This is a genomic window from Halobacillus sp. A5 (assembly GCF_024189315.1).
In the GTDB taxonomy this organism is placed as follows: domain Bacteria; phylum Bacillota; class Bacilli; order Bacillales; family Halobacillaceae; genus Halobacillus_A.
In genome coordinates, this window is sequence record NZ_JAIZEO010000001.1 from 848,652 (window position 1) to 860,717 (window position 12,066).

Annotated in this window: 11 protein-coding genes; all 11 read right to left on the reverse strand. The window is 40.7% G+C overall.

All coding sequences use genetic code 11. The annotated features are described in order from the left end of the window. Positions 1-3 precede the first annotated feature (3 nt). The 11 genes from pgeF to mraY all read right to left on the reverse strand — a co-directional run bounded on the left by pgeF (position 4) and on the right by mraY (position 12,050). Positions 4-795: a peptidoglycan editing factor PgeF gene (gene pgeF, locus LF822_RS04445; protein ID WP_253922742.1), complete on the reverse strand. Its 792-nt coding sequence runs from the start codon at positions 793-795 to the stop codon at positions 4-6. A gap of 33 nt (positions 796-828) precedes the next feature. Continuing rightward, positions 829-1,125: a YlmC/YmxH family sporulation protein gene (locus tag LF822_RS04450; protein ID WP_256521506.1), complete on the reverse strand. Its 297-nt coding sequence runs from the start codon at positions 1,123-1,125 to the stop codon at positions 829-831. 101 nt (positions 1,126-1,226) lie between these two features. Then, positions 1,227-2,006 (reverse strand): RNA polymerase sporulation sigma factor SigG, encoded by a 780-nt coding sequence (gene sigG, locus LF822_RS04455; protein ID WP_253922743.1) that lies wholly within the window; start codon positions 2,004-2,006, stop codon positions 1,227-1,229. A gap of 83 nt (positions 2,007-2,089) precedes the next feature. Next, complete coding sequence (gene sigE / locus LF822_RS04460) at positions 2,090-2,806, reverse strand: RNA polymerase sporulation sigma factor SigE (protein ID WP_253922744.1); 717 nt, start codon at positions 2,804-2,806, stop codon at positions 2,090-2,092. 19 nt (positions 2,807-2,825) lie between these two features. Further along, positions 2,826-3,767 (reverse strand): sigma-E processing peptidase SpoIIGA, encoded by a 942-nt coding sequence (gene spoIIGA, locus LF822_RS04465; RefSeq protein ID WP_256521508.1) that lies wholly within the window; start codon positions 3,765-3,767, stop codon positions 2,826-2,828. A 317-nt stretch (positions 3,768-4,084) separates the two neighbouring features. Further along, entirely contained in the window at positions 4,085-5,236 is a 1,152-nt protein-coding gene (gene ftsZ, locus LF822_RS04470; RefSeq protein WP_253922746.1) for a cell division protein FtsZ, read from the reverse strand. A 70-nt stretch (positions 5,237-5,306) separates the two neighbouring features. Then, on the reverse strand, positions 5,307-6,599 hold the full coding sequence (gene ftsA, locus LF822_RS04475) for a cell division protein FtsA (protein WP_253922747.1): 1,293 nt from the start codon (positions 6,597-6,599) through the stop codon (positions 5,307-5,309). 353 nt (positions 6,600-6,952) lie between these two features. After that, positions 6,953-7,762, reverse strand: a complete 810-nt coding sequence (locus LF822_RS04480; RefSeq protein ID WP_253922748.1) for a cell division protein FtsQ/DivIB — start codon at positions 7,760-7,762, stop codon at positions 6,953-6,955. Positions 7,763-8,554: 792 nt separating this feature from the next. Further along, a complete protein-coding gene (gene spoVE, locus LF822_RS04485) occupies positions 8,555-9,658 on the reverse strand; it encodes a stage V sporulation protein E (protein WP_253922749.1) in 1,104 nt (367 codons plus the stop codon). Positions 9,659-9,717: 59 nt separating this feature from the next. Beyond that, complete coding sequence (murD, locus tag LF822_RS04490) at positions 9,718-11,067, reverse strand: UDP-N-acetylmuramoyl-L-alanine--D-glutamate ligase (RefSeq protein WP_253922750.1); 1,350 nt, start codon at positions 11,065-11,067, stop codon at positions 9,718-9,720. Beyond that, positions 11,064-12,050, reverse strand: a complete 987-nt coding sequence (mraY, locus tag LF822_RS04495) for a phospho-N-acetylmuramoyl-pentapeptide-transferase (protein WP_253922751.1) — start codon at positions 12,048-12,050, stop codon at positions 11,064-11,066. Before mraY ends, murD begins: the two co-directional genes overlap by 4 nt. Positions 12,051-12,066: the final 16 nt, after the last annotated feature.

The following is a 12,066-nucleotide window of genomic DNA, read 5'->3' on the forward strand; positions in this document are numbered from 1 at the left end:
ATCTTACCGGCCAATGTAAGCAAGCATACGGCCTGTTCGACCGCTGTCTCGACGGTGGGAGAAAAATAATTCACTATCATTGTAAGTACAATAACCGGATACTTGAATATTCTCTTCTAACATGCCGGCATCAACCGCTATTAGTTTATTTAACTCTTTTAAGTCTAATTTAAACTTATTTTTTTCAGTTCTTTCAGTTACTTTATCTTTAAATTTGTCATCAATGTGGTTCACTACATAATCATCAACTTCATAGTCCGTCCTCGAAATACAGGGACCGATCACCATTTTTATTTTTGAACGCTCCGCACCCTGCTCATCTAACCTCTCGATCATACGGCGGGCGATTTCATGGACAGTGCCTTTCCAGCCGGCATGAGCTATTCCTGCCCATTTACTTTCCGGCTCAAAAAACAATAAAGGAACACAATCAGCATAAAAAGCTGTAAGTAAAATATTCTTTTCGTTCGTTAGTAAACCATCTATTCCTTTGAGGGCATCCTCAGGATTAAATACGCCTTTTCCCAGATCGTCTTTCGAAACGAGGTGAATATTTACTCCGTGGACCTGTTCACCCATCACCCATTGCTCAAGGGGAATATCCAGTTCTACAGCTAATGCTTTTCTGTTTTTAATCACCAGCTCATGATCATCTGATACGTGAAGTCCCATATTTAAAGACTGGTACGGAACTTCACTATACCCGTCGTTTCTGCTCGTTATTCCAGCTGTTACTTCATCTTCGTTAAAGCAGCTTAACTGCTTTAACGTCCTAGCTTGGAAGGGTTCGGTCATACTACCACCTCAATTTCCCTTCATTTTACCACATTATTCACTCTTTTTCCTATCATTATCCTGGGATTCGAACTTTTGATCCTTCGTCCTCGGATGGTATCCTGTCTTTTTCACCAGAATAACATCCGCTCCAATATTAACAATCTGGTTCCATGGAATGACCATTTCTTCGTCTTTCCCAAAGAGCCCCATCGCCTTCCCTTTTAACGTTAATACTAACCCTTTTAACTGACCTCTCTGACTGTCAATATCTAAATCAGTAATATAACCTAGTCTTTCTCCTGTTTCCATCGCAATGACATCTTTAACCTGAAGCTCGGAAATTTTCAATTTAATCCCTCCTTGTAAAGTATATGCACAAAAAGGCTGACGCTTTCTTATCAGAAGCGAATAAAAAAACACCGCTGAATGTTCAGCAGTGTTTTAACATATTATTGAAACATAGATGAATTCATTTCTTTGATTGCTGCTTTCTCAAGACGAGAGACTTGTGCTTGTGATATTCCTATTTCTTCAGCGACTTCCATTTGAGTCTTACCTTGAAAAAACCGTTTAGTTAAAATTAATTTTTCTCGGTCATTTAGTTTTTTCATGCCTTCTCTTAATGAAAGTTCATCAAGCCAGTTCGAATCTTTTTCACGATCGTCCTTCAGCTGATCTACTACATAAATCGGGTCGCCCCCGTCATTATAGATCGGTTCAAAAAGCGAGACAGGGTCTTGAATCGCATCCATCGCAAATACGACGTCCTCATGAGGAATCCCCATTTTCTCAGCAATTTCGTGAGGAGCTGGGTCCTTTGAGGTTTCACTAATCATTTGTTCTCTCATCTGCAGCGCTTTATAAGCAGTATCCCTCAGGGAACGGGACACACGTATCGGATTATTGTCCCGTAAATAACGTCGGATCTCGCCAATAATCATAGGTACTGCATAAGTGGAGAATTTAACATTATGGCTTAAATCAAAATTATCAATTGACTTCATTAATCCAATACAGCCGACCTGGAATAAATCATCTCCGTACTCTCCACGGTTGTTAAAGCGTTGAATGACGGAAAGCACCAGGCGTAAGTTTCCATTTACCAATATTTCTCTTGCGTCACGGTCACCGGACTGCAACCGCTCAAACAGGGCCCTCATTTCTTTGTTTTTAAGTACAGGAAGCTTTGAAGTATCCACACCGCATATTTCTACTTTATGTCGTGTCAAAAGTAAGACCCTCCCAAGAAGCTGATTTCCATTTTCAGTATCTCCTTGGGAGGGAATTTTATGCATTGTTATATTATTAAAAATTACACCATTTTATCAAATTCGCGTTGAAGACGTCTAATAATCTTTTTCTCGAGTCTTGAAATATAAGATTGCGAAATACCCAGCATATCAGCAACATCTTTTTGTGTTTTTTCCTTTTTTCCAATCAGCCCGAAACGGAGCTCCATAATCTCTTTTTCCCGATCATTTAACTGCTCCAGCGCAGATTTTAATAACTTTTTGTCTACTTTCTTTTCGATGCCCTTCGTAATTAAATCTTCTTCTGTTCCTAGAATGTCGGATAATAAAAGTTCATTACCATCCCAGTCTACATTTAGCGGTTCATCAAAGGATACCTCTGTTTTTAGTTTATTACTTTTTCTTAGATGCATGAGTATTTCATTTTCAATGCATCTTGAGGCATAGGTCGCAAGTTTGATTTTCTTCTCGGGATCAAACGTATTAACTGCTTTAATTAATCCAATTGTACCAATACTAATGAGATCTTCTATGTTTAAGCCAGTATTTTCGAATTTCCGGGCAATATATACAACTAATCTTAAGTTTCTTTCAATGAGCATTGCTCTTGCTGCCTTATCTCCTTTTGGAAGCCGTTCAAGCAGATCCTTCTCTTCTTCACGGCTTAATGGAGGTGGAAGCGCCTCACTGCCGCCAATGTAATAAATTTCTTTTTGTTTAATTCCTAATTTAATTGCTAATTTATAAAGCCAGAACTTCAACTTAAAAGATAATTTCATTTAGCCAACTCCCCCTCTGCTAAGCAGAAATACCCTTAATCGCAGCGTGTGGATGAATCAAAATATGGTACATCTGGTCAACCGTTAAATCGTGAGCTTGAACTCCTAGCAGTGGCTTTTTAACAACTAAATCACCATCAGAAGTATATACGGTTATGTGATCTACGACAAAAGTAACCATTAACTGCCCGCCCGTACCAGCTCCTTGATAGGGTATTAAACGTACGGCTGATCGGTATGGTTCCTCTAAATTCTCAATACCTTCCATCTGCTCTTCACCTGTCAGTTTCGTAACCATATCATTATTAAAGAAATTTCTCCAAACGTGACAGTCCGCTAAGAAAACCATCTTCTTACTAATAGGATCGATCAAATGATTCCCGCTGTCTACTAAGCCTGTACAAACAATTGAATTTCCGTTGAATTCAATTTTCACTCGGTATAAATCCTCTGTTTTTAAGCGGTGGGCCTGAACGTGTTCCATCCTCCACTTTGTAAACAACCAGGAGAGAGGAAAACCTATACAAACAAAGATCCAGCTAAACGGATCGCCAAAGCCAGTCGAGAGTGTTATGATTTCTCCTTGATTAATCTGCACCTGATTGTTTAAGAAGAAATGAATGCCGACCAGCGTTCCCCCTATGGCGAAGGTGACAAAGTAAAAGGTTAACCATTGAATAAATGCAGTTCTTATAGAAACAAAGGTGAATGCAGCAGCAATGATGAGTAAAGAATAGAAAAATTTCCCTGTTATTGTGGCCATCCAGAAATCAGGCATCAGTACAGTTACAGGTACAATACAAGAGGCGACAAACGCACCTAATAGTATTCGAAGATTAGATGTTTTCGCTCTTGTGATCCCCTGGGTCAAATACAGAATCATCCCATCCATCAAAAAATTAAGTGCCCAAACTGCATCGAGATAAATTCTCCCCCACCCCTCGTCAGTATTTATAAACAAGTTCTGTCAAACCATGGTGTTGATATTTTTGAATAAAACAACATTCTTACATGTAGGACAATGGACCAGCACTAAATATCAACATCACCATTTAACACAGCCTATAAAAAAAGTATAGTTCTCGTCCTTTGAAAAGTCTGTCAAAACATGATTAGGAGGCAGGCTATTTTTGTTAAATGGTGTCTACTCAATTCCATAAAAAAATCACAACCGAAGCTGTGATTTTTAAGAAAGGCTTTGCAGAAGGGGGTATTGGGTGCATCTACTAAATTTAAAAAAGACCACAACCAGGGTTGTGATCTTTCTCTTATTAGCTGTTAGCGACGGCGATTACGATTGCGAAGGAAAGTTGGAATATCCAGCGTATCTTCTTCATTCCCTGCATTCGGTTTAGGCTGCGCCTGTTGTTCTCTAGTAGTAGGCTGAGCCTGTTCCTCTCTGGAACGCTCTACATGATTAGGCTTCATTTGATTCACAGGGTTTTGGCGGGGCTTCTGCTTCCCTTGCGCAATCTGTGCTTCATCAAATCCTGTAGCAATAACTGTGACTACGATTTCATCTTTTAAGTTCTCATTAATCACAGAACCGAAGATTACATTCACTTCCTGATCGGCAGCTGATGTAACAATGTCTGCAGCTTCCTGGACCTCATAAAGACTTAAATTAGTGCCTCCGCTGATGTTCATCAAGACACCATGCGCGCCATCAATTGAAGTTTCAAGCAGCGGTGAAGAAATTGCTTTTTTTGCTGCCTCTGCCGCTCGGCTTTCACCTGTAGCAATACCAATGCCCATTAGAGCTGAGCCTTTGTCCACCATGATGGTCTTCACGTCCGCAAAGTCAACGTTAATAAGACCTGGTACAGCAATAAGGTCCGAGATACCCTGGACACCCTGACGAAGCACGTTATCTGCTTCACGGAAGGCTTCAAGCATAGGCGTGTTTTTGTCAACAATTTCAAGCAGACGGTCGTTTGGAATAACAATTAAAGTATCTACACTGCCTTTTAGACTGTCTGTTCCTGTTGCCGCCTGCGTGGATCGTTTTTTACCTTCGAAGGTAAACGGACGAGTTACAACACCTACCGTTAACGCTCCAAGCTCTTTAGCTACATTTGCTATAACCGGAGCTGCACCCGTACCTGTACCGCCGCCCATACCTGCAGTAACAAATACCATGTCTGCTCCCTGAAGTGCTTCTTCAATTTGTTCCTTACTTTCTTCAGCGGCTTTCCGGCCGACTTCAGGGTTGGCACCGGCGCCCAGCCCGCGCGTTAATTTACCGCCAATTTGCATTTTTACTTCCGCTTTAGAAAGATTTAATGCTTGAGCATCAGTGTTGACAGCAATAAATTCCACGCCCTGCACACCATGTTCAATCATACGGTTAACGGCGTTGCTTCCTCCGCCGCCGACACCTATTACTTTAATCGTTGCTAATTGATCCATGCTTGTATCAAAATCTAACATCGTCCGTTCCTCCTATTTCTACAAGATTACAAGATTCATAATCGACTATTCGTTTATTAAGTCCTTCATATTAGTCAAAGAAATACTTTAATAAATTAGAAAAGCCTGATTCTTTTTTCTCTTTCGGCTTACTAGTCTGCTCTTTTGGTTGCTGTTTAGAAACCCGCTTCTGCTTTTGAGGAGCAGGCTGTTCATACTCTGCTGATACAGAAGGAAATAACTCTTTTCCTTGTATTCTCGCATTACGGTAAGCAAATTGCAATATTCCTACACCACTTGTATATTGCGGCTCACGTACACCTAAATAATCAGGGATGGCCAGTCGTACATTTGAATGGAAAACATCCTGTGCCAATTCAAGCACACCCGGCATATTCATAGCTCCTCCAGTCAGTACGAAACCGCCCGGAAGATCCGTCACACCCATACGCTGTAGTTCTTTAGCCGCAAAAACAAAAATTTCTTCAAGCCTTGCCTCAATCATATCAGAGATTTGGAGCTGATTGAATGATTGTTGACGATTACTTCCGATTATTGTGACGGAAAATGTTTCCTCTTCACTGGCATCATCGAAAAAAGCATGTCCGTATTCAAGTTTAATATTTTCTGCCTCTTCTGTGGAGGTTCTCAACCCAATAGACAAATCTTTAGTTAAATTGTCTCCGCCATAAGGAAGAAGACTTGTCCCCTTGAGATAACCTTCCTCAAAAATGGAAACCGTCGTAGATCCGCCGCCGACGTCGACCAATGCAACACCAAGATTGGTTTCATCATTTGATAAGGAGACTGTGCCTGCTGCCAACGGCTGAAGGCACACATCTAAAACTTCCAAACCTGCCCTTTCAACACATTTTAATGTGTTATGTAATACTGTTTTAGCACATGTAATAATCATGCCTTCCATTTCAAGACGTACCCCGATCATTCCTCTGGGATCGGTAATTTCGTCCTGACCGTCTACGACAAATTGTTCAGGTATAACATCTACAATTTCCCGTTCAGGGGGTACAGACACTACCTGGGCAGCATCAATAACTCTTGCAATATCTTCATCACCAATTTCTCTATTTTCCGCTGATACAGCTACTACTCCATGGCAGGGCTGTAATTGTACATGATTGCCATTTACACCGACGACGACACGGTCGATTTTCATATCCACCATACGTTCTGCCTGTTCCACAGCTGACTTAATAGATTGAACGGTTTGGTCGATGTCTACAATCGCACCTTTTTTCATTCCATTAGACTTAGCCGATCCTACGCCGATTATATTTAAAGAATCATTCATTATTTCTCCAATAATGACTTTGATCCTGCTAGTACCAATATCTAAACTCACTAAAATTTCATTTTGATTCACCAGTGACGCACCTCCTGTTACAAGCCATATAAGTACTTAAAATCATATCGTTTTTACTACAAAAAAACAATCATTGCAATATAAACGTAAATGAATTGATAAAGACCGTAAACCGTCTTCTTCATTACGCATACAATTGATTTCCAAATCCAATTCATATTCTTACTATTTTTGGAATTATTGTGAATCGTCCTCCTGTTTTACTAAAGAGACATTTAAGGACAAGAAAATATTACTGCTGCAACGGTTGAATGTAAATTTGTCACTCGTGTATTCTTTCCTTCTAAAGTGTATCAAATCCTGGCCAAACCACAACAGACAAATTTTGAGAATATACAGATAAAAAGAAAAAATCACTCTTCGCTGTCATCCTCTTCTTCACCGCTTTCCCCTTCAGCAGACTCTTCATCATCCTCTGACTCTGGATAAGCTTCAAAATAAGCCCCTACATCGATGTGAATAATACCTCTCTCACCTTCTTCTATCTGGGAGACGATCGATGGATAAGCTGTAATTTTCTCTGCAAAAGTTCTTATCGAAGCCTGTACTTCATACCCGTCATTCATATAAAGTGTGATTAAATAAGGGTTTTCATCGTCCGGTGTGTAATGAACTTCAGATATAAGACTCGAAATACTTTTTGGAATATCATTTAGCTGCTTGGACATTTCTTCTAAGTACGTAGATTCATTAAACCCTTTTAAAATTGGAGCATCGCCACCTGGAAGCTGTTCACTTGAGTCGATCTTTTCTCCGTTTTCTAAAATAGGCTGAAATTGACCATCTGACTGAATGTATCCGATACGTTCAGCCTCCTCAACTTCAACCACTATCGTACTGGGAAGATCCCTGTTCACCTTCACATCCATTACTTGAGAATGCTGTGATACTTTTTCCTCAACTTCCGCTGGATCGACCTGCCAAATATTGGCCGTGGACGTCACACCGGATAATTCCCGAATCTCTTCCTCATTAATAAACCGGTCTCCTTCTATTTCTACCTTGCTGACATGACTCAAGGGAGATTGTAAATAGACGACAATCGATATAAGAAGAAATAACACTGATAAGTATTGGATTAATCTTCGGTTCGCTTTTTTCTTTCGTACTTGTTTTAATTTGGGTATTCGATCCTCTATGGAAACAACTTTTTTTTCTGGCATGATTTGCATTTCTCCTTGTTGCCATTTCCATTATATTATCGCAGGGCGATTTCTCTCCACTCCTGCATATCTCCCATTATATCACAGATAAACGCCTATTTATGTAAGAGAATCTAATTGTTTTACAGGATTATTAAGTTATTTTTATAGACTAAAAGTGGATGAATTTATAAAACACCCAAATTGATAATACCACATAAACTTTAGAGGTAAACCTGGCATATTATTAAAAGGATTTCTAGTGGTAACACTTGTATCTATGAAGAACTACCTTATAAAAATCTTCTTCCAGCTAAAACAAAAAAACCGCACACTGGGTGTGCGGTCGGACTGTTGAGAAACCATCTTTTCTCTTTCATCTTGAAAGTGTGTACACATTCCTTGCAGGATTTGGAGGAAAGGGTCCTAGGAAACGACTCCCTTTCCATGGGAGAATGGTGTGCCTCCTCGGGCCTTTATAGCCCTCCGGGGTCACACCTGATTCGTCTATCCCATAGGAGTCTCGCCGTTTCCTAGAACCCTTTTTCGATAACTGATTACTAAACCAAGTGGCGGCTAAGATGTCCTTGGGATGGTTCCGAGAGCTTCTTTTGTTTAAAAGGAACGGAAAATGCGACGACTCCTGCGGGACGAGCAGCCAGGAAAGATCCTGGAGACTTTCCGCCTGTCCCGTTTAAAAGCTGCGCTTTTTTCCTATTCCTTTTCTCTAGATTCTAATGGAGGAACTATGAGATACCATTTGTACATCCATCCAAGCTTTTTCAACAGCCTGACCGCACACTGGGTGTGCAGTTACGTTTCATTGGAATAACGGCTGACACTTAGAAGTAAACCGAGAGCCGCCAAAGTCAGAGTCAAAGAGGACCCTCCATAACTGATGAGAGGAAGTGTTATTCCGGTAACAGGTATCAACCCTGTGACAACACTTACATTAATCATAACCTGAATCGAAATCATTCCAACAATTCCGAGGGCGAGCAGACTTCCAAATAAGTCTGAAGCATGAAGACTTGCTCTCACGCCTCTCCATAATAGGATAAAGAATAGAATCAAAACGAGGGCACCACCCAGAAACCCTAATTCTTCAGCCAGAACGGAATAAATAAAATCAGTCTGCGGTTCCGGCAGGTAGAAGAATTTCTGCATGCTTTTCCCAAGACCTAACCCAAGCAGTCCGCCTGGTCCAATAGCGTACAATGACTGAATGATTTGAAACCCGCTCCCTAATGGGTCTTCCCACGGATGAAGAAAAGCAGTAATTCTTTGAATTCTATAGGGAGCAGATGCGATTAAGCCTGCCATTCCTGCTACACCGCCAGCAACGATAAGCATAAAGTGAGCGATTCGAGCCCCGGCTACAAACATCATCACTAAACAAGTCCCTACCATAACTACACCCGTTCCGAGATCAGGCTGAAGCATAATGAGAGCAAAAGGAATGAGAATAATTGCTAAACTAGGAAGAAAGCCTTCCTGGAAAGAAACAATTCTCTTTTGTCTCATCGATAGGAATTTGGCAAGGAAAATAATAAGACCCAGCTTCATAAATTCCGAAGGCTGAATACTGAACATTCCGATCCCTATCCAGCTCCGCGCCCCTCCGCGCACCATACCAACGCCAGGTATCAATACAAGAATCAGGAAGACAAGGCAGATGAGCACAATTAATTTGGCATGCTTATACCACACAAAATAAGGAATTTTTGATAACGTAAACATAGCTATTAGACCTAGAGAAGCAAAGAGGGTTTGGCGTTTTGCGTAAAACCAGGAGTCGTCAAATTTATATTCTGACCATATACTTGAAGAACTGTAAACCATCACGATTCCAATCATTAACAGACTTAATATGGTAATGATCAGCCAGATATCCGGCTTTTGTTCATTTGATTGCATAAAAAAGCCCTACCTCCCACTTGGAAACCAGGGCTTTCAGCTTGTACGATAAGCCCTTATTACAGCTTATGCACAGCTTCTTTATACATATGACCTCTTTCTTCAAACGTTTTATATTGATCCCAGCTCGCACATGCAGGCGACAAAAGCACAACGTCGTCTTTATCTGCGATTGCATATGCTGCTTGAACTGCTTCTGATACATCGTTTACGAATTGAATAGAAGAAACGCCTGCTTTTTCACCTGCATCAGCAATTTTTTGCGCAGTTTCGCCAAATACAACGAGACCTTTTATCTGTTGAAGCGGCTCAATTAATTCATCGAATTCATTACCGCGGTCCAGCCCTCCTGCAAGGAGAATTACAGGTTGTTGAAAAGCCTCCAGTGCATTTGTCGTGGCCAAAATATTCGTCGCTTTAGAATCATTGTAAAAATAAATATTATTTTTTTTGGTTACATATTCCATACGGTGTTCGACACCATTAAAAACAGTTAAAACGTTTTTAATCGCAGTATTGGCAGCCCCGCTTAACTTGGCAGCAGCAACAGCTGCTAAAATATTTGACAAATTATGCCTGCCTACAAGAACGATTTCGCCTAAGCTCATAATTCTTTCATCTTTAAAATAGATGGCTTCATCATCAGCCCAGCTTCCCTCTGTCTTTGTTTTCATAGAAAAGGGAACGAGCGTGGAGGACGCATTCTCCAGGTAAGGAACAATAGCCGGATCGTCAGCATTATAAACGAAATAATCATCAGCCTGCTGGTTTTTAATAATATTGGCTTTTGCTCCATGATAATTAGCAACATTATGATGATAATCGAGATGAGCTTCAAATAAATTCAGCAGAACAGCAATATTTGGGGTGAACTTATCAATACCCATCAATTGAAAGGATGACAGTTCAACTACCATACTTTCTTCATTTGTAGTAGATCGGGCCACCTCGCAGGAGACTTCTCCGATGTTCCCTGCAATTCTAACAGGCGAACGGTCGGCTTTTAAAAACTCATAAATTAAAGTCGTCGTTGTGGTTTTTCCATTAGAACCCGTTACTCCAATAAGATTCCCTTTGTGCAGTTGACCTGCTAATTCCACTTCCGTCAGAATGGGTATATTTCTATTTACTGCCTCTTCAATAATAGGATTCTCATAAGGAATACCTGGATTCTTAACAACAACTTCTATATCATCCAATAGATGAAGAGGATGACTGCCCGTAAAGACATGGGCCCCTTTTTCTTTTAAGCTTTTGATCTCCGGACTGTTTTCATCTGCTTTTAAATCATTGATCGTTACTTCAATACCGCTGTCGAGTAATAAGTGTGAAGCGGCCGTGCCGCTCTTAGCCAGACCTAATACGAAAACTTTAGTATAGGGAAAGGCTTTTCTGTCTAATCGTTTCACCCGAACATCACCTCAATATAAACTCCTAATATAGCAAATAAAAATCCTACAGCCCAAAACGTAGTAACCACTCGCCATTCCGACCAGCCTTTAAGCTCATAGTGATGGTGAAGCGGGCTCATTTTAAAAATTCTTTTTCCGGTCGTTTTAAAGGAAGCTACCTGTAGAATAACAGACAATGTTTCAATGACAAAGATCCCACCGATGATCACCAGCAGCAGCTCAAGCTTAGTTAAAATGGCTACTACAGCGATAGCTCCGCCTAATGCCAGAGAACCGGTATCCCCCATAAATACTTTTGCGGGGTGAGCATTGAAAACAAGGAAGCCGAGCAGCCCTCCAACTACAGCTAGCGAGAACACGGCAACCTCCGCATTCCCTCCCGTAATCCATGCTAGAATACCAAACGCTCCAAATGCGATAGCTGCGGTTCCAGCCAATAACCCGTCGAGTCCATCTGTCAGGTTAACAGCATTTGAACCCCCGACAAGCATAATTAGAATCAGCAGAGCATAACCAAGGCCAAGTTCCAGCTGCATCGTCGTGCCGGGAATTTCAATGTAAGTAGAAAAACCATTCTGCTCTAGAATAAAATAGACAACGATTGCGATAATAACCTGACCCAGCATCTTCTGCTTAGAAGTTAATCCTAAATTTCTTTTTAAAGCTACCTTAATATAATCATCTAAAAATCCAAGCAGCCCATATCCAATCAGTACAAAAAGAACAAGAAATATATGTACTTGACTTGGCTCTTCAATAAACCAATAGGAAGAAATCAGTGTAGTTATAGTTATAGCAATTAAAATCATTACTCCGCCCATTGTGGGAGTCCCGGATTTTTTCTGGTGGGACTGAGGCCCTTCCTCTCTAATGCTCTGACCAAATTTAAGTCTTCTTAGAAAGGGAATAATTACAGGCGAAATCACGACTGTAAGTAAGAATGATAGCGCCATAGTTAGTAATAGAATATAGTCGTTCATGTATGCTTCCTCCTTC